The sequence below is a fragment of the Streptomyces sp. JW3 genome (genome assembly GCF_052216785.1).
GTDB lineage: Bacteria > Actinomycetota > Actinomycetes > Streptomycetales > Streptomycetaceae > Streptomyces.
Window position 1 is genome coordinate 55,575 of record NZ_JBQOUX010000014.1, and the last position, 21,601, is coordinate 77,175.

Consider the following 21,601-nt stretch of genomic DNA (forward strand, 5'->3'; position numbering starts at 1 on the left):
CCCGTCACCCCCTTCGGCCGAGCTGATCGGTGCAGTCGCAATGGAGCAGTGGCCGTTCGTTGGCGACCAGCCGGCTCCACTCGGTGGCGGTCGGGCCGAGTTCCCCGGCCCCGTCGAAGTCCATGATCGACAGCTGTCTCAGCAGTTGCTCCAGGGTGCGGGCCATGTCACTCCCGGTCGGCCTGGTGCGCTCCTCGCACAGCCATACGGCGTGCAGCAGTTGGTCGACGGTGCGGCGCAGCGGCGGTCCGTCGACCGGTACCAGCCCCTGGGCGCGCCGGCGGCGCTCGTCCGCCCCGCCCGGATACGGCGCCTGGGCGATCTCCAGCAGTTCCCCGCACCACGCGCGGGGGCGGCCGGGGAGGGTGGCGGCGAGGTGGCGGACCACGTCGTCGACGCCGCCGGAGACGAGGTGGTGGTTCATCCGGTGGACGGCCGCCGAGTGGAACGCGCCGCCGCTCGGCTCGCTCAGGGCGTAGTGGTCGCGCAGCAGATGGTGGTCGGCATACCAGGCGGCGCCGGCGCGCTCCAGCCCGTACAGCCGGTGCACCAGCAGTTGGCGCAGGCCGAAGTCGCCGATGAAGTGCCGCGCGCAGCCGGGCCACCCGGTGTCGTGGAGCAGCCGCACGACGTCGTGGGCGGTCAGGCGGTGGACGCGGTTCGCCTGGTGGCGGCGCAGCAGGACGTCCGCGCACCCCGGGTCGTGCGCCACCGACAGGTGGGTGAGGAGGTCGAGCCACTGGTCGTGGTGTTCTTCCGCGAGCCGCACCGGCAGCTGGTCGAGGACCAGTTCCCGAAGCAGTACGTCCGCCACCGGCCGCCCGGGCGCGCCGGCCGGGTGGTGCAGCTCGGCGTCAAGGATGGCCCGGTCGTTGTCGTCCGGCTCCATCGGGTGGCCGGCGGCGGCGGTGGCCAGCCGGATCACCGCGTGCGGCCGTCCGCCGCTGAGCTGGGTCACGGCGGCGGTGATACGGCGGCGACTGGTGGGGTTGCCCGGCGCCGCGGTCAGCTGGATGTGCTCGGTCGCCCGGCGGAGCGGGTCGCCGGTGAGGAACGGCATCCGCAGCATGAGCACCCCGGCGGACAGCGGACCCCGGTCCTGCTCCGGGTCGGCGCGGCGGGACCAGGTGGCCGGCGCCCCGTCGGCGGGCCGGAACTCCGCCACCGGTCTCGGTGGCAGGCCCCCGTGCAGGAAGTCGCCGCCGTCCGCCCCGCGCGCCGTGCCCACGACCACCACGCGGTCGCGCTGCCCGGCCCGGCGGTCGGTGAGGACGGCGCGCAGCAGCCGCTCGCCCAGCGGTTGATCGGCGTGGTCCAGCAGCAGCCCCGGCCGGCCGACCCGGCCCAGCCAGCCTCCCAGCCCGCCGTACGCCGCCTCCAGATCCTCGCGCAACGCGCGGAACAGGAAGCGCTCGGCGTCCTGGCGCCGCTCGGCGTCCTCCCGCCGCTCACCGCCGGCCAGGAAGTCGGCGGCGAGCCGGCGCAGCCCGTGCTTGGGCTGGCCGGCCGCGCCGGGGTAGTCGCCGTAGAGCCGGGTCAGTGCCACCTCGGCCCGGGGTGTCACGCGCTCGAAGAGGGCGTCGAGCAGGGCGCTGAGCGCGACCGCCCCGTACGGGCCGAGCGTCTGGCCGGCCAGCACCTCCAGCATTCGCCGTACCGCCCCCGTCAGCGCGCCGCGCCAGAAGTCGCGCGTCAGTCCGTGCAGCCGCGGCTGCCCGATCAGCTCCTCGTACCGCTCGACCTCTGTCCTGATCGCCTCGGCGGTGCCGCCCGCGACGCCGGTCGAGATCACCGCCAGGCCCGCGAACAGCCGCGGGAAGGTGAACCCGCCGCCCGTTCCCCGCCAGGTGTGCAGCAGCAGCGCGGCCTCGACCAGGAGCTCGGTCACCGCCGAGCGGGCACGGGGCTCCGGCCGGGCCCGGTCGGCGTACACCACCGAGGCGCAGTCCAGGGCGATCACCGGCACCTGACGGGCGAACCGGTCCAGTACCGCCCGCAGCAGCCGCCCCTTGCCCATCCCCGGGCCGCCGTTGACCAGCACCACGGGCAGGTCGGGTCCGTACAGCGGCTTGCGCGCGGCGCCCGACGGCGACCGCCCTAGCAGGCGCGCGAAGAAGCCGTCCGCGCCGAGGAGTGTCTCGAAGCCCAGGTCCTCATACACGCATCTCCCCCGTGGACGCCCGCCCGCCCGCCCGGGAGCGGGTGACCGATGTGGTGCATGGAGATTAGTGGAACACGTGGCTTCTGACAGAACAACGGCTGTTATGCGACAGGCTCAGCCCTTCTTGAGCAGCAGTTCGGTGTTGCGGTCGGCCGCGTCGCCCGCCAGGTCGGTGCGGGCGCCGGGGGCGTTGAGGGACAGTTCCCGGTAGAGGGCGGCCAGGCCGGTCTGGGACAGGTCGGTGAAGTCGGTGCGGGCCGGGGCCGATGACTCGACGAGGGTGGTGAACAGGGACAGCGTGCCGTCCTTGTTGTCCACCAGCTCGATGACCCGGGCGAGTTGCGGATGGTCTACGTGGGAGGCGGTGGAGATCTCCCAGAAGGAGTGGCCGTCCGACCCGGTGTGCGGGGTGACGGCGTTGCGGTGGATGTGGCCGTTGACCCAGGCCAGCACGTTGCGGTGGCGGCCCAGCAGCGCGACCACGTCGTCCCCGTCGTGGCGCCGGTCGGCCGGGTGGGCCGGGTCGGGGCGGGTGTTGTCCATGGTCTTGCTGGTGTGGTGGCTGAAGACGACGGCGTAGGAGTCGGCGTGGTCCGTCAGTGTCCGGTTCAGCCAGGCGAGTTGGGCCGCGCCGATGGAGCCCTCGTAGTGGCCGCCGGGGTCGGTGGTGTCGAGGCTGATGCCGAGCACGTCGTCGGCGATGCGGAAGCTGTAGTACTGGGTGCCGGCCTCGACGTTGGCGGTGGAGTAGCCGTGGCCGTGCGGGCCCGGACCGAGGTACGCGGCGTCCAGGTGGGCCTTGAGGTACTCGGCCGGGGTGAAGGGGGCGCGCTTCTCGTCCGGGGTGACGGGGCGCATGGCGCGGGCGTGCGCCTTGAGGAAATCGTGGTACTGGGCGCCCCGGGGGTCGTCGGCCTGCTTCAGGGCGGTCTGGAGCCGCGCGGCCTCGGCGGCGGACAGTTCCATCAGCTTGCGGCCGCCGACGGCGAGTTCGGTGAGGTAGGAGTCGCCGTGCGAGGCGTAGCAGCCCAGCGGCATGGCGTCGTGGTTGCCGACGGTCGAGTACCAGGGCAGGTTCAGGCCGGGGCTGCGGACCTCGCGGGTGGCGGCGGCCAGGAAGCCGTCCAGGTGCGGGAAGCCGCGCTGCTTGTCGGCGTCGCGGACCGCCGCGTCGGGCTGCCAGTACTGGGTGAGGCCGCTGTTCTGGACGCCCTCGTAGTGCCGGGGGTCGCCGGAGTTCGGGGTGACGCGCCCGCCGCTCATGACGGTGAGGAACCACTCCAGTTCGGTGCGGGCGTTGTTGTCGGTGTTGTCGCCGGTGGTCATCGCGAAGTGCAGCGGCGCGCCGGTGACGGGGGCGCCGCGCAGCGCGTTGATCCGCTCGACGAGCGCGATGGCGCCCTGCACGGTCAGCGCCTCCTGGGGGCGCCAGGCGTGCACGTCGGTGGAGCGCAGGTATTCCAGGCGCAGCGGGTGCTGGGTGTCGATCAGGTGCAGGTCGGTGAGCTGGACGAAGGCGGCGAGCGCGGTGCGGCGGCTTTCGCGGCCGGACTTGGCGGTCGCCAGTCCGTCGCGGACCACGCGCTGCCAGCCGGGTCCGTCGGCCAGCCGCCGGTAGCCGGAGCCTGCGCCGGAGCCCGGGGTGGCCAGGGCGGCGAGGGTGGTGCCGCGGGTGTAGGGGGCGAGCGGGGCGGCCGGGGCCTGCCGGGAGGAGGCGAGGGCCGCCGCCCGGTCCGGGGCCGCGGCGGCGGTGGCCGCGGCCTCGTCGGGCCGCAGCGCGTAGCCGGCGCCGCCGGCGACGGCCACCGCGGCGGTGGCGGCGAGGACGGATCGACGGTGGACACCCGGCCCGGAGCCGGTGGTTGAGCGTATGCGCGACATGCGCTTGTCTCCCCGAGTGCGAACGCGCCGGCAGTGACGGCGGACGGTCGCATCCGCGAACGTCCGCTCCTACCGGATCGTTGGCAGCGGGGATGACCGGTGCGTGAACGGGGCCGCAACGGGCCACGCCGATCACCGTACGTGGATCATGCGACACCCCCCGCGTTCGCAACCGCTCCTCGACCGGCCGGAAAGCGGTCGCCCGGCGTTCACCTGCCGGGGTACCGGACCGCTACCCCGCGGGCAGCCGCCCCGCCGCCGGCCGCTCCCGCCACAGCCGCAGCCCGGCGTCCACCAGCGGCACCCGGGTCAGCCCGGCCACCGCGCCGAGCTCCTGCCAGGCGGCCAGGTCGGTGGAGCCGCCGACCTCGTGCCGGAGTTCACCTCCGGTGATCCGGGCCTCGTAGACCAGGCGGACGCCGTGGTGGTCCACGGGACGGCCGAACCACCCGGGCCGGACGACCCGGTTGGAGTCCACGCCGAGCAGACCGGTGACCTCCACCCGGTATCCGGTCTCCTCCGCGACCTCCCGCACCACCGTGTCGCAGGGGTCCTCGCCGTGCTCCATGCCGCCGCCCGGCAGCACCCACTCGGGCACCCCGCCGGGCCCCGGCGACCGGGCCAGCAGCACCTGTCCGTCCCGTACACAGAGGGCGTAGGCCGCCACCCGCAGCTTCCGTCGCACGCCGGGACGTTAACGTGCCGCGCTCACAGGATTGTCATGGCCCGCCCCTTGTGTCCCCGGTGGCGCATGGCGGAAGTACGCCATGACCTCATCCCGCCCCGGTGAACTCTCCCCAAACAACGATCCCTTGGGTAAGGCTGAGCGGTCGTCTCGGATCGCATTCCGGACGACGACGATCGGGACAGAGCAGCCTCGGTCGTTTTCTGTACCGCCGTCCACAAGGGATGCCGATGACCCACACTCCCCAGCGTGACCCGATACCGGGTGGCAGACGCGCGGCCCGGATCGCCGTGGCCGCCGGTCTGGTCGCCGCGCTCGCCGCGGCCGGACCAGTACCGCTGGCCCTGGCCGCCGACGGCCCGACGGCCGGCATCGCCCCGGCCGCCGCCGACCCGTCCGTGAAGTCCGCCGACGACAAGCTCGGCTCCGACGACGCGGACCGGCTCGCCGAGGCCAAGGCCGACGGCGACAAGACCGTCACGATGATGGTCGCCACCGCGCCCGGCGACACCGCCGAGGTGGCGAAGAAACTGGACGCGGTCGAGGGCGGCACCGTCGGCCGCACCTACGACAAGCTCGGCTACGTCCGCGCCACCGTCCCCACCGCCAAGGCGGACGCCGCGATCGCCGCCGCCGCGAAGCTCTCCTCCGTGCACGGCATCGATCTACGCGAGGAGATCGCCCTCGACGACCCGACGCCGAGCGCGGACACCGCCAAGGGCGCCGCCGAGAAGGCCACGGCCACCGCCGCCAAGGCGCCCGGCAAGAACACCCCGGCGAAGAACCCGTACAACCCGTCCTTCGAGACCGGCGCCGTCGACTTCGTCAAGCAGAACCCGAAGGCGGACGGCCGCGGCATCACCATCGGCATCCTGGACTCGGGCGTGGACCTGTCCCACCCGGCGCTCCAGAAGACCAGCACCGGACAGCGGAAGATCGTCGACTGGGTCACCGCGACCGACCCGGTGGTCGACGGGGACCGCACCTGGCGGCCGATGACCGCCTCCGTCTCCGGTCCGGTGTTCACCTACGGCGGTCAGAGCTGGACGGCGCCCGCGGGCTCGTACAAGGTCTCCACCTTCCTGGAGTCGTACACCACCGGCGGCGACGCGGCCGGTGACGCCAACCGGGACGGCGACACCACCGACTCCTGGGGCGTGCTGTACGACGCGGCGGCCGGCACGGTCCGGGTCGACCTGAACAACAACCACGACTTCTCCGACGACACCGCGATGAAGCCGTACAAGGACGGCTACCAGGTCGGCTACTTCGGCACCGACGACCCGGCCACCGACGTCGCCGAGCGGCAGCCGTTCGTCGTCGAGATCCGCAAGGACGTCGTCTACAACAGCGCGGGCGCCAAGGCCGACTTCGTCAACATCGGCGTCATCGAGTCCGAGCACGGCACCCACGTCGCGGGCATCACCGCCGCCAACGGCCTGTTCGGCGGGCAGATGGACGGCGCCGCCCCCGGCGCGCAGATCGTCTCCTCCCGGGCCTGCACCTGGACCGGCGGCTGCACCAACGTGGCGCTCACCGAGGGCATGATCGACCTGGTCGTCAACCGGGGCGTCGACATCGTCAACATGTCGATCGGCGGCCTGCCGTCCCTGAACGACGGCAACAACGCCCGCGCGGAGCTGTACACCCGGCTCATCGACGAGTACGGCGTCCAGCTGGTCATCTCGGCCGGCAACGACGGCCCCGGCGCCAACACCGTCGGCGACCCCGGCCTGGCCGACAAGGTCATCTCGGTCGGCGCGTCCATCTCCAAGGAGACCTGGGCGGTCAACTACGGCTCGGCGGTGGAGAAGAAGTACGCCATGATGCCGTTCTCCTCGCGCGGCCCGCGCGAGGACGGCGGGTTCACGCCGACGCTGACCGCGCCGGGCGCGGCGATCAACTCCATCCAGACCTGGCTGCCGGGCGCCCCGGTCGCCGAGGCGGGCTACTCGCTGCCCGCCGGCTACGGCATGCTCCAGGGCACCTCGATGGCCTCCCCGCAGGCCGCGGGCGCCTCCGCGCTGCTGCTGTCGGCCGCGAAGCAGAAGCACATCGACCTCACCCCGGCGAACCTGCGCACCGCGCTGACCTCGACCGCCGACCACATCAAGGGTGTGCAGGCGTACGAGGAGGGCGCGGGCCTGATCAACGTCGTGGACGCCTGGAAGTCGATCCGCAAGGGCGCCACCGCGCACACGTACACGGTCAAGGCCCCGGTCGACACCGCGATCGACTACGCGCTTGAGACCCCGGGCTTCGGCACCGGCCTCTACGACCGCGAGGGCGGCCTGAAGGCGGGCCAGAAGAAGACGTACGAGATCACCCTCACCCGCACCTCCGGCGCGGACAAGGCGATCCGGCACGAGCTGAGCCTCGCCAACAACGCCGGCTCGACCTTCCAGGTGGTCGGCTCCCGCACGGTGAACCTGCCGCTGAACCAGCCGGTCACCGTCAAGGTGCGGGCGGCGCCCCGCTCCGAGGGGCTCAAGAGCGCGATCCTGGAGGTGGATGACCCGAAGACCGAGGGCGTCGACCAGCAGGTCATGACCACGGTCGTGGTCGCTCCGGAGGTCGAGTACACCTACTCCGCGTCCGGTTCGGTGCAGCGCAACAGCACCGCGTCCTACTTCGTGACGGTCCCCGAGGGCGCCAAGTCCCTGGAGGTCGCCATCGGCGGGCTGAAGGGCAAGAGCCAGACCCGGTTCATCACCATCCACCCGTACGGCGTCCCGCTCGACGAGACCTCCACGCCGTACTGCTACAACAACTACCTCGACGGCAACGGCTGCAAGCCCGACGTGCGCGCGTACGCCGACCCGCAGCCGGGGGTGTGGGAGGTCGAGGTCGAGTCGCGCCGCACCTCGCCGCTGCTGGACAACCCGTACCAGCTGGACGTCTCCGTCCTCGGCGCCGACTTCGCCCCCGAGGTCGTGACGGTGCCCGAGGCGCAGGCAGGCACCCCGATCGACGCCTCCTGGACGGTGACCAACAAGTACGCCGCGATCGAGGGCGGCAAGCTGGTGGGCGGCCCGCTGGGCTCGTCCCTGACCAGCCGTCCCACCATCGCCGAGGGCGACGCGCAGACCACCACCGTCGAGGTGCCCGAGGGCGCCACCTCGCTGGACGTGGCGATCGGCAACGTCTCCGACGCCGCCGCCGACCTGGACTTGTATGTGTACGACGCGGCTGGCGAGGAAGTGGGCAGCTCCGCCGACGGCGACTCCGAAGAATCGGTCTCGCTTGCCGGTCCCGCCATCGGCACCTACACCGTCAAGGTTGTCGCCTATTCGGTCCCTGCCAGCTCGACCGAATACGACTACGGAGACGTCTTTTACGCCTCCTCCCTCGGGTCCGTAAGTGTTCCGGCAGCAGACCCGGTGCACCTTGGTTCCGGCGAGTCCATGTCGTTCACCGGCAGCGTCACCGCGCTGTCGCCTGCACCGGAGGGCCGCGAATCCGTCGGTCGTGTGCAGCTGACGAATGCCCGCGGCACGGTCGCGGGCACCGGCAGCGTGGCGATCGAGAAGGTCGTGCCGTAGTCCGGTACGGCGCGTGCGCAGGGGGCGGGCGCCGCGGCGCCCGCCCCCTCTTCGCTCCCTACTCGCAGGCCAGGGTGCGGGACGCCGGGAGGGCGGCGGTGACGCGGGCCCGTTCGGGGGCGATCCCGGCCTCGCCGACGAAGAGGACGTCCGGGTGCACGCCGTGCGCCGGGAGCCCGAACAGCACCCGGTCGCCCACGCCGAGGGCTTCCTCGGTCAGGAAGCCGACCTCGCCGGACGCCTTGTCGGGCACGTACGGCCGGGTGATCCGCGCCGTGATCCGCAGGCCTCCGTCGCCGGGCGCCGGCTCCACGTCGGTCACCGTGGCCTCGGCGACCAGCCGGGCGCAGGCCAGGTAGCCGGGGCTGCCGAAGGGGGCGGCGGCGGCCTCCTTGCCGCCGGAGTCGGCCGCGCTGCCGGCCCCGGCGTCGTCGGCACCACCGGGCCCGGCCTGCGTGACCAGCCACGCCATGCCGGACAGGAAGGCGCCCGCGCAGGCCACGGCGAGCGCGCCGAGGAGCAGCTGCCGGCGGCGGCGCGGGCGGCGTACCGCCGGGGCCCGCTCCCGTACCGCCGAGGCCCGCTCCCGTGGCGGCGAGGGCTCGCTCAGCGCCCCCGCGATCACCCCCAGCTGCTCCCGCAGCACCGTCACGTCGGCGGCCTCGGCCGACCCCGGCGGCAGCGGCTCCCCCATGATCGCGGCCAGCAGCGCGTCGTCCGGGACGGCGCCCTCGTACGCCTCGTGCTCGGCGGCCATCTCACACCACCTCGTCCTCGTGCAGACGGGCGCGCAGGGCCCGGACCGCCGTGTGCAGCCTGCTCTTGACCGTGCCCTCGGGAACACCCAGCTCCGCGGCGATGCCGCGCACCGGCAGATCGGCGTAGAAGCGCAGCACCACGACCTGGCGCTGGGCGGCGGGCAGCGCGTCCAGGCCGCGGGCGACGGCCAGCGAGAGCAGGCTGGTGTCCTCGCCGGAGGGGTGGTCGCTGTGCCGCAGCGCGGCGAGCCGCTCGCCGATCCGCTGCTGGCGGCGTTTGGCCCGGTGCCAGTCCATGGCCAGGTTGGAGGCGACCACCGCCGCCCACGCCGAGACGTCCCGGGGCGCCTCCTGTCCGCTCGCCGCCCGTTCCAGCAGCCGCAGCCTGACCTGCTGCACCCCGTCCGGCAGGTCCGCCTGCGGCACCCCGCCGAGCGCGAGCACCGCCCGCACCCGCCGCTCCTGGACCGCGTCCAGCGGATCGTCGCCGACCGCCTGATCCCGCCCCCGGCGGATCTTTCCGCGCAGCACCGGCCGCCCCCTCTCCCCTCGCCGCGTTTTCTCTACGACGCCGCAGTCGGCGAAAACGTTCGCTCCGGGCCCGGCGAGGGCGGGGAGGCGTACGTCACACCGGGTGTGGGCCGGGGCGAAAGGGGCAGGGGCCGGGGCAGCACAGCTTGCGGCGCCGGGGCCGCAGCGGGTTAATTCCTCCAGCTCGGCAGGGGTGCGGCCGTCGTCCCTGCGGCGCCCGCCGAACCCGGTCCGCGGGCAATGCGGTGGACAGCCGGGCCGGGGATGACCGCATGATGGAAAGGTCCCGGCCGCACAGGCCGGACGCACGCAGGTCACGAAAGGGAGTCGCCGTGAGGGTCGGAATCGTCGGAGCCACCGGACAGGTCGGCACGGTCATGCGCAGAATCCTCACGGAACGAGACTTTCCGGTCACCGAGCTGCGCCTGTTCGCCTCCGCCCGCAGCGCGGGCAAGGACCTGGACGGGGTGACGGTGGAGGACGCGGCCACCGCCGACTACTCCGGCCTGGACATCGTGCTGTTCTCGGCGGGCGGCGCCACCTCCAGGGCGCTGGCCGAGAAGGTCGCCGCGCAGGGCCCGGTCGTGATCGACAACTCCTCGGCGTGGCGCCGCGACCCGGACGTGCCGCTGGTGGTCTCCGAGGTCAACCCGCACGCGATCGCCTCCCGCCCCAAGGGGATCATCGCCAACCCGAACTGCACCACGATGGCCGCGATGCCGGTGCTGCGTCCGCTGCACGCCGAGGCGGGCCTCGAAGCGCTGGTCGTGGCCACCTACCAGGCGGTGTCCGGTTCCGGGCTGGCCGGTGTGGACGAGCTGTTCGAGCAGGTGAGGAAGGTCGGCGAGGACGCGCCGAAGCTCACCCACGACGGCACGGCGGCCGAGTTCCCGAAGCCGGAGAAGTACGTCGCGCCGATCGCGTACAACGTGCTGCCGCTGGCCGGGTCGGTCGTCGACGACGGCTCACACGAGACCGACGAGGAGCAGAAGCTGCGCCACGAGTCCCGCAAGATCCTGGAGATCGACGGGCTGAAGGTGTCCGGCACCTGTGTGCGCGTGCCGGTCTTCACCGGGCACTCGCTCCAGATCAACGCCCGCTTCGCCCACCCGATCAGCGTGGAGCGCGCCAAGGAGCTGCTGGGCGGCGCGCCCGGCGTGGCCCTGGCGGAGGTCCCGACCCCGCTCCAGGCGGCCGGCCAGGACCCGTCCTACGTCGGCCGCATCCGGCAGGACGAGACGGTCGACAACGGCCTCGCGCTGTTCGTCTCCAACGACAACCTGCGCAAGGGCGCGGCGCTGAACGCGGTGCAGATCGCGGAGCTGGTGGCGGCCGAGCTGTCCGGCAAGCGGTAGTCCTCCCAACGTACGGCGCACGGGCGTGGTCACTCCCCGGTGACCACGCCCTTCGCGTGCCCGGTGGCGCGCTGCCGTGGAAGGATGGCGGAAACGACACATACGAGGAGATGACCGCGTGCCTGGCACAAACCTGACCCGCGAAGAGGCGCAGCAGCGGGCGAAGCTGCTCTCCGTGGACGCGTACGAGATCGATCTCGACCTCTGCGGCGCGCAGGAGGGCGGCACCTACCGCTCCGTGACGACGGTGCGCTTCGATGTCGCCGAGAACGACGCCACGTCCTTCATCGACCTGGTGGCCCCGGCCGTCCACGAGGTCGTCCTCAACGGTGACCAGCTCGACGTGGACACCGTCTTCGCGGACTCCCGGATCGCGCTGCCCGGACTGCTGGAGGGCCGCAACATCCTGCGGGTCGTCGCCGACTGCGCGTACACCAACACCGGCGAGGGCCTGCACCGGTTCGTCGACCCGGTCGACGAGCAGGCGTACCTGTACACCCAGTTCGAGGTGCCGGACGCCCGCCGGGTCTTCGCCAGCTTCGAGCAGCCGGACCTGAAGGCGACCTTCCAGTTCACCGTGCGGGCGCCCGAGGGCTGGACCGTCATCTCCAACTCCCCGACGCCCGAGCCCAAGGACAACGTCTGGGTCTTCGAGCCGACGCCGCGCATCTCGTCGTACATCACGGCCCTGATCGTCGGCCCGTACCACTCGGTGCACAGCGTCTACGAGAAGGACGGGCAGTCCGTGCCGCTCGGCATCTACTGCCGGCCGTCGCTGGCCGAGCACCTCGACTCGGACGCGATCTTCGAGGTGACCCGGCAGGGCTTCGACTGGTTCCAGGAGAAGTTCGACTACCCGTACCCGTTCAAGAAGTACGACCAGCTGTTCGTGCCGGAGTTCAACGCGGGCGCGATGGAGAACGCGGGCGCGGTCACCATCCGGGACCAGTACGTGTTCCGTTCGAAGGTGACGGACGCGGCGTACGAGACGCGCGCCGAGACCATCCTGCACGAGCTGGCCCACATGTGGTTCGGCGACCTGGTCACCATGGAGTGGTGGAACGACCTGTGGCTGAACGAGTCGTTCGCCACCTACACCTCCATCGCCTGCCAGGCCGCCGCGCCCGGCTCGCGCTGGCCGCACTCGTGGACCACGTTCGCCAACTCCATGAAGACCTGGGCGTACCGGCAGGACCAGCTGCCGTCCACGCACCCGATCATGGCGGACATCACCGACCTGGACGACGTGCTCGTCAACTTCGACGGCATCACCTACGCCAAGGGTGCCAGCGTCCTGAAGCAGCTCGTGGCGTACGTCGGTGAGGACGCGTTCTTCCAGGGCGTGCAGGCGTACTTCAAGCGGCACGCGTACGGCAACACCCGGCTGTCCGACCTGCTGGGCGCGCTGGCGGAGACCTCCGGGCGGGATCTGAGGTCCTGGTCGAAGGCGTGGCTGGAGACGGCCGGCATCAACGTGCTGCGCCCGGTGATCGACACCGACGCCGACGGCACCATCACCTCCTTCGCCATCCGGCAGGAGGCGCCCGCGCTGCCCGCCGGCGCCAAGGGGGAGCCGACGCTCCGTCCGCACCGCGTCGCGGTCGGCTGCTACGACCTCGACCCGAGCGGCAAGCTGGTCCGCGGTGAGCGCGTCGAGCTGGACGTGGACGGCGAGCTGACCGACGTACCGCAGCTGGTCGGCACCCGCCGCCCGGCGGTCGTGCTCCTCAACGACGACGACCTGTCGTACGCCAAGGTCCGCCTGGACGAGCAGTCGCTGGCGTTCGTCACCGAGCACCTCGGCGACTTCGCCGAGTCGCTGCCGCGCGCCCTGTGCTGGGCGTCGGCCTGGGACATGACCCGGGACGCCGAACTCGCCACCCGCGACTACCTGTCCCTGGTGCTGTCCGGCATCGGCAAGGAGTCCGACATCGGCGTCGTGCAGTCGCTGCACCGGCAGGTCAAGCTGGCCGTCGACCAGTACGCCGACCCGGCGGCCCGCGAGACGCTGCTGACCCGCTGGACCGAGGCGACCCTCGCGCACCTGCGGGCGGCCACCCCGGGCAGCGACCACCAGCTGGCGTGGGCGCGGGCGTTCGCGGCGACGGCCCGGACGCCGGAGCAGCTCGATCTGCTGGAGGCGCTGCTCGACGGCACGCAGACGGTGGAGGGGCTGGCCGTCGACACCGAGCTGCGCTGGGCGTTCGTGCAGCGGCTGGCGGCGGTGGGCCGGTTCGACGAGGCGGAGATCGCCGGCGAGCACGAGCGGGACCGCACGGCCGCCGGTGAGCGGCACGCCGCCGCCGCGCGGGCCGCCCGGCCGACCGAGGAGGCCAAGGCCGAGGCGTGGGCGTCGGTCGTCGACTCCGACAAGCTGCCCAACGCCGTGCAGGAGGCGGTGATCTCCGGCTTCGTCCAGACCGACCAGCGGGAGCTGCTCGCACCGTACGCGGACCGGTACTTCGAGGTGCTGGCGGAGGTCTGGACGTCCCGGTCGCACGAGATGGCCCAGCAGATCGCCGTCGGCCTGTACCCGGCGATCCAGGTCACGGACGAGACGCTGCGCAGGACGGACGCGTGGCTGGCGGCCGGCGAACGGGGCGCGGCCCTGCGCCGGCTGGTCTCCGAGTCCCGCGCGGGCGTGGAGCGGGCGCTGCGGGCGCAGGCGGCGGACGCGGCGGCGCAGTAGGGGTCTGAGGGGGCGCCCGGGACCGGCTCCGGGCGCCCCCTCGTGATCCGCGAGTCCTACGTCGACCGGGAACGGGTCCTGCGCGAGGGCGTCACCCATCTGCGCGCCGCCTGGGCCGCGCATCCCGCGGACCCGGCGCTGACCGGCCTCGTCGCCGAGTTCATGGCCCAGGTCGACGGGTTCGCGGGCCTGTGGGCCGAGCGGGACATCGAGGTGAACGGCAGCGGCCGGAAGGTCATCCGGCATCCCGGCGCCGGTGTGATCGCGGTGCGGTTCGAGGTGCTCGTGCCGCTTCAGGACACCGACCAGCGGCTGATGATCGGCCGTGCCGACGACGACGCGAGCCGGTCGGCGCTGGACCGGCTGTGCGCGTGAACCGTCAGTCCGGCCCCGCCGTCAGTCCGGCCCCGCAGTCCGCCCGGCCTCGGCCGCTTCGCCGGCGTTCGACGCGGCGGGCACGGGGAGCCACGGGTCCGTCGCGGTCTCGGCGGCCGACGGCCCCGTGGCGGCCGTGGAGGCCACGGGGGGCGCCGGAGTGGGCGTGAGCGGACCTGGTGTCGGGCGGCCCGTGCCGGCCGGGGCGAGGGGCCGTTGGGCGGGCCCGCCGTCCGTCCCGGACAGGCCGACGGCCACGGTGACGGTGACGGCGCAGACCGCGAGCGCGCTCGCCGTGCCGGCCACCGCACGGCGGCGCCTGATGCGGCGCCCGCCGGTGACGGCCGCGTCGGTGACGCTGGGCAGGGCGGGCTCCGGGCCGGCGTCGAGCACGGCCTGGAAGGCGGCGCGCAGCAGGTCGTCGTGCGGGCCGCGGTCATGGTCGTGACCGTGCTCGTCCATGCGCGGGCTCACCTGACCCTCCGTTCGTCGGTCAGGCCCTCGACGATCGCGCGCAGCCGGGTGAGGCCGCGGGCGCTCTGGCTCTTGACCGTCCCCGGGCTCACCCGCAGCGCCTGCGCGGTCTGTTCAACGGTCCAGTCCTCCCAGAAACGCAGGACCAGCACGGCGCGGTACCGGGGCGACAGCTCCATCAGGGCCTCCTGCATCATCAGGCGCAACTCCGGTGCGGCCGGCACGGCCGGGGTCAGGTCGGGCGGCTCGCCCACCGATTCCTCCCGCCAGCCTCCCCGGCGCTGCTGGTCGATGAAGGCGCGGGTGAGGATGGTACGGGCGTAGGCGTCCACGTTGCCGTCCCGGCGGACCCGGCTCCAGGCCGCGTAAAGCTTCATCAGGGTGGTCTGGGTCAGGTCCTGCGCCTGGTGCCAGTCCCCGCACAGCAGGTAGGCACTGCGCCGCAGCTGGGCCTGCCGCGCCTCGGCGAACTCCCGGAACTCCCGTTCCCGGACCGCTTCCCTCACTCTTGCCGACCCTCCGCCGCCGCACCGCCCCGCCGGACATACATACGGCGGACGGGTGCGCGAGGTTGCACGCGACGGCGGAGAGATTTTCTCCGGGGCGGCATGCAACCCGCCCCCGGCCGCTCCCGTACTCCTCTCACACACGAAGGCCCCCGCGCCCCGAGCGGCGGCCCGTGACCGAGACAGAGGAAGACCCTTGAAGCATCGCAAGATCTCGCAGAACCGCCGTCGGATGTACAGCCTGGCGGCCGGCACGCTGCTGGCCGCCGCCGGCACCGCCGGCATCGCCACCGCGGCCACCGGCACCGGCGCCGAGGCCGCGACGCCGGCGCCGGTGTCCCACCCCGGCGCGGCCCAGCCGGCCGGAACCTCGACGCCGTCCCCTGCCAAGACCGCGGAAGCGGCGACGCCGGTGGGCGCCGGGGCCGAAGCGACCGCCGCTCCCGTGGGCGCCGGGGCCGAAGCGACCGCCGCACCGGTCGGCGCCGGAGCCGAGCTGGCGCCGGGCCAGGCGGCGGTGCGTCCGATGTCGGAGCTGAGCGCGGCCGAGCTGGCGAGCGCGGTGGGCTGACCGGGGATCAGGCCGGCGTCTCCTTGACCGGGAGGCGCCGGCCACCGGGCGTACTCAGCCCACGTGCGCGGCGAGCGCCGCCGCCACCGCCGCCCCGTCCGCCTCCCGGGCCGCCCAGGCCACATACCCGTCGGGCCGCACCAGCACCGCCGTACGGCGTCCGCTCGCCCAGCGCGCCACCACGAGCCGGTCGGCACGGCCGTCCCCGTCCCCGGCCCCGTCCCCGCCCCCCACGTTCGGCGGGTCCGGCGTGATCAGCACGAACCGGCCGCCCCGCAGCGCCTCGTACAACCGGCCGCCACCGGCGAGCGCCACGTCGGGAGCCCGGCGCCCGGTGAGGGGGTGGGCGCCGCGCGGCGCGGCGTACCGGTACCCGACACCGGAGATCAGGCCGGCCACCCGGCGCCGCACCGGACCCGCGTGGTCCAGCGTCGTGACGGCCGCCGACCGCAGCGCCCGCGACCAGGGGCGGGACGCCATGGCGAGGCGGATCATGCCGCCGCTGCTGCGCAGCACCGACCGGCCGACCGGGTGACGTTCGCTCTGGTAGCTGTCGAGCAGGGTGTCCGGCGCCCGGCCGTGCAGGACGGCGGCCAGTTTCCAGCTCAGGTTGGCCGCGTCCTGGAGGCCGGTGTTCATGCCCTGGCCGCCGGCCGGGCTGTGCACGTGCGCCGCGTCGCCGGCCAGCAGGACCCGGCCGACCCGGTAGGCGGGCACCTGGCGCTCCTCACTGTGGAAACGGGAGAGCCAGCGCGGATCGCGCATACCGAAGTCCCGGCCCGTCACCCGCCGCACCAGTTCCTTGACCTCGGCCAGGTCCACCGGCTCGCTGTCGGGCACGTTGTGCTCGCGCTGCCAGCCGACCACCCGGTGGTAGCCGTCGCCGAAGGGCGCGATGACGACGAAGGCGCCCGGCACCGAGTCCCCGACCAGTTCCGCACCGGACTCCTCGGCGAACCGCACATCGGCGATGACCACCGAACGGATCACCGCACGGCCGGGGAAGGGCAGCCCGACCGCGTGCCGCACGGCACTGCGCACGCCGTCGGCACCGACGACGTACCGGGCGCGCAGTTCCCCGGGCACCCCGCCCGGCCCGCGGACCGCGACGGTCACCCCGTCCCGGTCCTGGCGCACCCCGGTCACCTCCGTCTCGTACCGGAACTCCACGCCCGCCCGCGCCGCCCGCTCCCGCAGGACCTTCTCCACCTCGTACTGCGGAACCATCAGGACGTGGTTGAAGCGGGACGGCAGGGCGCCGAAGTCGAGACGGAGGTCGAAGAAGCGGAGCCGGTCGAGGCGGCGGCCGATCGCCTCCAGCGGTTCGGCGAGGCCACGGGCGTCGAGCTGCTCCAGGCTGCGGGCGTGCAGTCCGAAGGCGCGGGAGAGGTTGCTGATCTCCGGTGACCGCTTCTCGACGAGGGTGACGGGGAGGCCGGCGGCGGCCAGATCGCCGGCCAGGAGCAGGCCGGTGGGGCCGGAGCCGACGACGATCACGGTGCGGGGCGTGCCGTTCACGGTGGACCTCCTACGGGGTACCAACAGCCGTTTGCCAACGCTGTTCGCCAACAACCGTTTGCCAACAGTCGGTCGCCAACAACCGGTCGCCAACAACTGTTTGCCAACGTCTGTTCGCCAACATCTGTTGTCACCGTAGAGCCGGTCACAGACCCCAGTCAACACTTGTTGGCCCACACACGTTGGCCTACGCTCATGGGCATGCCCAACCCGACCCCGGCCCGCCGCTCCGACGCCACCCGCGCCGCGATCCTGGACGCCGCCCGCGAGCGTTTCGCCCTCGACGGCTACGACCGTGCCACCATCCGCGCCATCGCCCGCGACGCGCGCATCGACCCCTCGATGGTCATGCGGTACTACGGCAGCAAGGAGGGCCTCTTCACGGCGGCCGTCTCCGTGGACCTGCGACTGCCCGACGTCACCGCCCTGCACCGGGACGACGTAGGAGCGGCCCTGGTCCGGCACTTCCTCTCCCTCTGGGAGAAGAACGACGTGCTGACGGCCGTCCTGCGGGCCGGCGCCCTGAGCACCGACGGGGCCGAGCGCACCCGCGGCATCTTCCGCGACCAGTTGCTGCCGGTCGCCCGGCGGATCTGCCCGGACCCCGAGCAGGCCCCGACCCGGGCCGCCCTGGTCGCCTCACAGCTCCTCGGGCTGGCGCTCACCCGGTACGTGCTGCGCATCCCGCCGGCCGTGGAGCTGTCCGAGGGGGAGGTCGTGGCGTGGCTGGGCCCCACGGTGCAGCGTTACCTCACCGCACCGAGCCCGTGAGCCCATGAGCCCATGAAACACGTCGAGGGCGCCTGCGGCATGGCAGGCGCCCTCGACGGAGCTTGAACGAGAAACCGGTGTCAGGCCTTGGCGTCGGCCTTCTCCATGGTCTCCCGGGTCTTGATGTTGCGGCTGGTCACCCGGTGCTCCTCCTTGGAGCGGTCGAGGACCAGGACCAGCCCCGCGATGATCGCGAACAGCACGATCGGGGCGAAGACGTAGAGGCCCAGCGTCTCGATGACGCTCAGGCCCGTGCCGGGGTCGTCACCGTCGTCGCGGGTCAGCGCGAGCGCGGGGGACGACATGAGCAGCATCATCAGCGTCGTACCGGCCGCCAGGGTGCCGGCGCGCAAGGCGTTCTTCTTGTCCACGTCCCCAAGTTAGCGAACGCCGATCACCTCCGCGCGCCCGGGGTGCCGTACGAGACCTCGGGCCGACACCTCCGCCACCCGGCCGCCTTCTCCAAGCACCACCCGAGATGGCTTGAACACCGCGCCAATCAGCGGTACACATCGGCTCAAGTCCGACAATCAACCGACTCGCCAAACGCTTTTTTGCCATTGCGGCACATCCGGCCAGCACATTCATTGACGCATTCGATCATGAATGACTAGGGTCAGCTCATTCACCTTGCAGTTGCCATTCAGTCAACTGCTGTTCATCCCTGGGGGGGGATCGTGAACAAACTTCGTGCTGCCCTGGTGGTCGGTGTCACTGCGGCCGTCACACTGGCGGGAACGCCGGCCTTCGCGAACTGGCAGAGTTCCATTTCGAGCTGGACCGACGGAAATGAGTCCCGGAACTGGGACGACGAAAGCTATTCGGAAGTCCGCTTCAAGGGCTGTACCGCGCAGTACGGCAGCGAAAAGGTGACGGTCAAGCTGTGGAAGGCCATCGACCTCTACCCTGACGACTCCCAGGGCACCCACCTCTTCACCAACTGCTACAACGGCTCCACGTCGGTCAGCGCAGGCGAGTGGACCGGCCTGGACAGCGGCTCATATTACTTCGAGACTTCGACGGTCGGAGACGGCGGGGGTCTGCTCGATGCGGACGTCGTCTACGTCGACACCACGCAGGCAGACTAGCCGACCAGTCAGTATCACATACGGCGCTGGGGTTCGCTCATGGAGCCTCAGCGCCCTCTCTGTCCGTTCCGAGAGGGCAGCAGCTTGCGACTCCTTACTGTTCTGCGCACCAGTAGCGCCCTGTGGGCGGCACCGGTCGCCCTGGCGTTGCCGGTCTTCTACTTCTTCGTCGGACGCAGCGATCTGGAGTCGTATTACGACTACGCGCCGACGATTGTTTCCGACGTCCTGATGCCCGATTACTCGTTCGCCTATGCCGTCGCATCCGGGCTTTCTGCTTGGGAAAGCGGACGAATTGTCATGGCCCGCGTGTGGGATTCTGCGGCCGCGCGTTCCCGTTACCGCATCGCCTTGGACGTGCTGGCTCCTGTCGTCGTTCTGAGCTGGCTCATGCTGCTCTTGCCCGTGGCCCTGAGCCTCGGGTTCGCGGGCACCATGCCCTCTTTCGCCAGTCTGCGTCCACTCGCGCTGGCTTTCCTCATCTGCGCCGCCCACGCAGTGATCGGCTTCGGAGTCGGGCTTCGAGTGCCGCGCCATGTCGCCGCGCCCATGCTTCTTGTCGTCGTCTGGGTGCTCACGGCCTTCTCCGTGACCTACGACGAGATGTGGCCGCGCCACCTCTCCGGCCGGTTTCCGACGAATCTTGCCTTCGGCGAGGTGGCCACAATGGTTTCCCTGGTGCCACACATACTCCTGACCGGGGGCATCGCCGTTGCGGTGGCACTGCTCTGGACGCGCCGTGGCACCTTCGCCCTCCGTGCCGGGCTGGCCGGCGCGGTCGCCGTCAGCGGCACCCTGGGCGCCTACACGATGGTTCATGACTGGGGGCACGACGCTCCCGTGCTCACCAGTCAGGCGCCCATGACTTGTGTGGGCACCGCCCCTCGGCTGTGCATGCCCACCGCTACCGGCCAGAACATCAAGGCGGTGCGCCAGGAGGTGGTCTCTGTCCTCGCCGAACTGCAGGCCGCCGGCGTCGAACCGGCACCCGCACTCATCATCGACACCCTGCAACCCTACGGAACGGCGCAGGCGACCGATCCCAGAACCGTTCGCATACCTCTCACCGAAGCGGCGAAGACAGGGACGATCCGGTTCCGTGTACTGAACGGCGCCATACGTTTCTCCTGCCCCCGCCCGGACGCGGCTGACGCGTACGCCGCTTACCTGTGGGCGGCCGATGTGACCGGACAGAAGGACGCCTACCGGACCCGTCTTGCCGCAGCGGCGAGAAGTGATACGAGGGCCAGAGCGGCGCTCGACCAGGCCGCCGACACGGTGAGTGAGATTCGGAAGAGGTCGACGGCAGAACAGTCCCGCTGGTACGCGCGTACCCTCACGGACGCCTGCGAGGAGACCGCATGAGGTTCTGGCTTCGCGCCCGGCGCGCGGCGCTGGTCATGCCTGCCTGTACGGTGGCGCTGTTCGTTCTGACCCTGCTCACCCGCAACGCCTCGGTCGGCCTGCCGAGCCTTCTGTCCGGCTCCTCCGCCAGCGTGGTCGTGTCGATGTTCGTGCCAGTGGTGGTCGTCTCCGGGCTCATGGGCTGCCTCGACTCCAATCTGCCCGCCGCCGAGGCTTCCGGTGTCAGACCGATCGCACTCATGGACGCCGCACTGTCGGTCGGCAGCGTGCTGGCAGCCTCCGTGGCCGCGCTCGGGGCCACGCTGCTTACTGGGGACCGGGACGCGGCCTCGGTCGGCCGCAACACCGCATTCCTCGTGGGAATCGCGCTGATCGCCCGTGTGTTCGTCGGCCAGAAAGCCGTGCTGGTGCCCATCGCCTGGCTGATGACCGTTGTCTTCCTGGGCTTTCGCAGCAGGCTTGATCCTTATCCCTGGACCGTCCTCCCGGAGCCGGTCAGCGCGCCGCACGCGGCCGTGGGCGCCGCGCTCGCGCTCACCGCGGGGATCGCCGCACAGTTGTCCATCTCGACGAGGAAGCTGTCATGACGCTGGAACTGGACTCCTGCACTTACGCCTACAGCCGACGCACACGGCCGATCCTGACCGACTTTTCCTACCGGCTGCCGGACGGGCTCACGATCCTGCTCGGCCCCAACGGCGCCGGTAAGTCCACCCTGCTGAAGCTCGCCGCCGGAGTGGCCTCCCCCCGTGTCGGCACGGTCTCCTGCCACGGTCTGCCGGCCCGGAGCAAGGCGTACCGCCGAGCCGTCGCCTGGATGCCACAACACATCGCCCCCATGTCTTCCCTGACCGCCCGCGATTACGTCGCGTATCTGGGGTGGCTCAAGGGCATGAGCCGCAGCAGCGCATGGTCACAAGCGCGCCGAGCGCTGCAGCGGGTACAACTGACCGACAAAGCGAACACGAAGACGTCCCAGCTTTCCGGAGGACAACTGCGACGGGTCGGTGTGGCGGGCGCCCTCGTGCACGGCGCGGAGATATTGCTCCTGGACGAGCCCACGGCAGGAATGGACCCGCACCAGCGGCGCGTCTTCCGGGACATCCTGCGCGGCGTCACCGACGACGTACAGGTGCTGATGTCGACGCATGATGTCGCCGACCTCGCCGAAGAAGCGGACAGCGTCACGGTGCTGCATGCAGGCCGCGTGCTCCACACCGGGCCGACCGAGGCGTTCCTCGCCCACACACCGGCCGGCACCGCGCCCGGCCGGGCCGCCGAGGGCGCCTACAGCTCCCTGCTGACCCTGCACGCGGCGGACTGACGCGGTC

19 protein-coding genes are annotated in these 21,601 nt (G+C 72.1%); 10 read left to right on the forward strand and 9 right to left on the reverse strand.

The window, feature by feature from the left end; all coding sequences use genetic code 11:
- Positions 1 to 4 precede the first annotated feature (4 nt).
- The 3 genes from ACTT8P_RS08795 to ACTT8P_RS08805 all read right to left on the reverse strand — a co-directional run bounded on the left by ACTT8P_RS08795 (position 5) and on the right by ACTT8P_RS08805 (position 4,727).
- Complete coding sequence (locus ACTT8P_RS08795) at positions 5 to 2,161, reverse strand: hypothetical protein (RefSeq protein WP_442830974.1); 2,157 nt, start codon at positions 2,159 to 2,161, stop codon at positions 5 to 7.
- 114 nt (positions 2,162 to 2,275) lie between these two features.
- A complete protein-coding gene (locus ACTT8P_RS08800) occupies positions 2,276 to 4,042 on the reverse strand; it encodes a TIGR03767 family metallophosphoesterase (RefSeq protein WP_442830975.1) in 1,767 nt (588 codons plus the stop codon).
- Between the two features lie 232 nt (positions 4,043 to 4,274).
- Complete coding sequence (locus ACTT8P_RS08805) at positions 4,275 to 4,727, reverse strand: NUDIX hydrolase (protein ID WP_442830976.1); 453 nt, start codon at positions 4,725 to 4,727, stop codon at positions 4,275 to 4,277.
- A gap of 230 nt (positions 4,728 to 4,957) precedes the next feature.
- Here ACTT8P_RS08805 and ACTT8P_RS08810 point away from each other — a divergent pair, with 230 nt between their 5' ends.
- Positions 4,958 to 8,269: a S8 family serine peptidase gene (locus ACTT8P_RS08810; protein ID WP_442830977.1), complete on the forward strand. Its 3,312-nt coding sequence runs from the start codon at positions 4,958 to 4,960 to the stop codon at positions 8,267 to 8,269.
- A gap of 58 nt (positions 8,270 to 8,327) precedes the next feature.
- Here the strand turns inward: ACTT8P_RS08810 and ACTT8P_RS08815 are convergent, their stop codons facing one another.
- Entirely contained in the window at positions 8,328 to 9,026 is a 699-nt protein-coding gene (locus ACTT8P_RS08815) for a hypothetical protein (protein ID WP_442830978.1), read from the reverse strand.
- A gap of 1 nt (position 9,027) precedes the next feature.
- Positions 9,028 to 9,558 (reverse strand): RNA polymerase sigma factor, encoded by a 531-nt coding sequence (locus ACTT8P_RS08820; protein WP_442830979.1) that lies wholly within the window; start codon positions 9,556 to 9,558, stop codon positions 9,028 to 9,030.
- Between the two features lie 332 nt (positions 9,559 to 9,890).
- Here ACTT8P_RS08820 and ACTT8P_RS08825 point away from each other — a divergent pair, with 332 nt between their 5' ends.
- From ACTT8P_RS08825 to ACTT8P_RS08835, 3 genes are all read left to right on the forward strand, one after another.
- Positions 9,891 to 10,913, forward strand: a complete 1,023-nt coding sequence (locus ACTT8P_RS08825; protein ID WP_442830980.1) for an aspartate-semialdehyde dehydrogenase — start codon at positions 9,891 to 9,893, stop codon at positions 10,911 to 10,913.
- A 118-nt stretch (positions 10,914 to 11,031) separates the two neighbouring features.
- On the forward strand, positions 11,032 to 13,602 hold the full coding sequence (pepN, locus tag ACTT8P_RS08830; protein WP_442830981.1) for an aminopeptidase N: 2,571 nt from the start codon (positions 11,032 to 11,034) through the stop codon (positions 13,600 to 13,602).
- Positions 13,603 to 13,644: 42 nt separating this feature from the next.
- The gene (locus tag ACTT8P_RS08835; protein ID WP_442830982.1) at positions 13,645 to 13,977 is read left to right on the forward strand and encodes an MmyB family transcriptional regulator; all 333 of its coding nucleotides are present in this window, start codon (positions 13,645 to 13,647) and stop codon (positions 13,975 to 13,977) included.
- 21 nt (positions 13,978 to 13,998) lie between these two features.
- Here the strand turns inward: ACTT8P_RS08835 and ACTT8P_RS08840 are convergent, their stop codons facing one another.
- Both ACTT8P_RS08840 and ACTT8P_RS08845 read right to left on the reverse strand, forming a co-directional pair.
- Entirely contained in the window at positions 13,999 to 14,439 is a 441-nt protein-coding gene (locus ACTT8P_RS08840) for a hypothetical protein (protein ID WP_442830983.1), read from the reverse strand.
- 8 nt (positions 14,440 to 14,447) lie between these two features.
- Entirely contained in the window at positions 14,448 to 14,957 is a 510-nt protein-coding gene (locus tag ACTT8P_RS08845) for a SigE family RNA polymerase sigma factor (protein ID WP_442830984.1), read from the reverse strand.
- A gap of 196 nt (positions 14,958 to 15,153) precedes the next feature.
- Here ACTT8P_RS08845 and ACTT8P_RS08850 point away from each other — a divergent pair, with 196 nt between their 5' ends.
- Complete coding sequence (locus ACTT8P_RS08850; protein WP_442830985.1) at positions 15,154 to 15,528, forward strand: hypothetical protein; 375 nt, start codon at positions 15,154 to 15,156, stop codon at positions 15,526 to 15,528.
- A 54-nt stretch (positions 15,529 to 15,582) separates the two neighbouring features.
- Here the strand turns inward: ACTT8P_RS08850 and ACTT8P_RS08855 are convergent, their stop codons facing one another.
- On the reverse strand, positions 15,583 to 17,046 hold the full coding sequence (locus tag ACTT8P_RS08855; RefSeq protein WP_442830986.1) for an FAD-dependent monooxygenase: 1,464 nt from the start codon (positions 17,044 to 17,046) through the stop codon (positions 15,583 to 15,585).
- Between the two features lie 201 nt (positions 17,047 to 17,247).
- On the opposite strand from ACTT8P_RS08855, the gene ACTT8P_RS08860 reads away from it, so the two are divergent.
- Positions 17,248 to 17,817 (forward strand): TetR/AcrR family transcriptional regulator, encoded by a 570-nt coding sequence (locus ACTT8P_RS08860; protein WP_442830987.1) that lies wholly within the window; start codon positions 17,248 to 17,250, stop codon positions 17,815 to 17,817.
- Positions 17,818 to 17,897: 80 nt separating this feature from the next.
- Here the strand turns inward: ACTT8P_RS08860 and ACTT8P_RS08865 are convergent, their stop codons facing one another.
- Positions 17,898 to 18,188 (reverse strand): hypothetical protein, encoded by a 291-nt coding sequence (locus ACTT8P_RS08865; RefSeq protein WP_442830988.1) that lies wholly within the window; start codon positions 18,186 to 18,188, stop codon positions 17,898 to 17,900.
- A gap of 306 nt (positions 18,189 to 18,494) precedes the next feature.
- On the opposite strand from ACTT8P_RS08865, the gene ACTT8P_RS08870 reads away from it, so the two are divergent.
- The 4 genes from ACTT8P_RS08870 to ACTT8P_RS08885 are packed head-to-tail and all read left to right on the forward strand — an operon-like array spanning position 18,495 to position 21,594.
- The gene (locus tag ACTT8P_RS08870; protein ID WP_442830989.1) at positions 18,495 to 18,905 is read left to right on the forward strand and encodes a hypothetical protein; all 411 of its coding nucleotides are present in this window, start codon (positions 18,495 to 18,497) and stop codon (positions 18,903 to 18,905) included.
- A 39-nt stretch (positions 18,906 to 18,944) separates the two neighbouring features.
- A complete protein-coding gene (locus ACTT8P_RS08875) occupies positions 18,945 to 20,270 on the forward strand; it encodes a DUF7224 domain-containing protein (protein WP_442830990.1) in 1,326 nt (441 codons plus the stop codon).
- The gene (locus ACTT8P_RS08880) at positions 20,267 to 20,857 is read left to right on the forward strand and encodes a hypothetical protein (protein ID WP_442830991.1); all 591 of its coding nucleotides are present in this window, start codon (positions 20,267 to 20,269) and stop codon (positions 20,855 to 20,857) included. Before ACTT8P_RS08875 ends, ACTT8P_RS08880 begins: the two co-directional genes overlap by 4 nt.
- Positions 20,854 to 21,594 carry an ATP-binding cassette domain-containing protein gene (locus ACTT8P_RS08885; protein ID WP_442830992.1) on the forward strand — a complete coding sequence of 247 codons (741 nt, stop codon included), beginning with the start codon at positions 20,854 to 20,856 and terminating at the stop codon, positions 21,592 to 21,594. The genes ACTT8P_RS08880 and ACTT8P_RS08885 overlap by 4 nt, the downstream gene beginning before the upstream one ends.
- The last annotated feature ends 7 nt before the right edge of the window (positions 21,595 to 21,601 follow it).

What these genes read in the sequence shown, in the direction of transcription:
- ACTT8P_RS08875 (WP_442830990.1), top strand. Translation starts at nt 18,945, where the DNA reads ATGGAGCCTCAGCGCCCTCTCTGTCCGTTCCGAGAGGGCAGCAGCTTG.
- ACTT8P_RS08840 (WP_442830983.1), bottom strand. Translation starts at nt 14,439, where the DNA reads ATGGACGAGCACGGTCACGACCATGACCGCGGCCCGCACGACGACCTG.
- ACTT8P_RS08880 (WP_442830991.1), top strand. Translation starts at nt 20,267, where the DNA reads ATGAGGTTCTGGCTTCGCGCCCGGCGCGCGGCGCTGGTCATGCCTGCC.
- ACTT8P_RS08815 (WP_442830978.1), bottom strand. Translation starts at nt 9,026, where the DNA reads ATGGCCGCCGAGCACGAGGCGTACGAGGGCGCCGTCCCGGACGACGCG.
- ACTT8P_RS08800 (WP_442830975.1), bottom strand. Translation starts at nt 4,042, where the DNA reads ATGTCGCGCATACGCTCAACCACCGGCTCCGGGCCGGGTGTCCACCGT.
- ACTT8P_RS08810 (WP_442830977.1), top strand. Translation starts at nt 4,958, where the DNA reads ATGACCCACACTCCCCAGCGTGACCCGATACCGGGTGGCAGACGCGCG.
- ACTT8P_RS08860 (WP_442830987.1), top strand. Translation starts at nt 17,248, where the DNA reads ATGCCCAACCCGACCCCGGCCCGCCGCTCCGACGCCACCCGCGCCGCG.
- ACTT8P_RS08885 (WP_442830992.1), top strand. Translation starts at nt 20,854, where the DNA reads ATGACGCTGGAACTGGACTCCTGCACTTACGCCTACAGCCGACGCACA.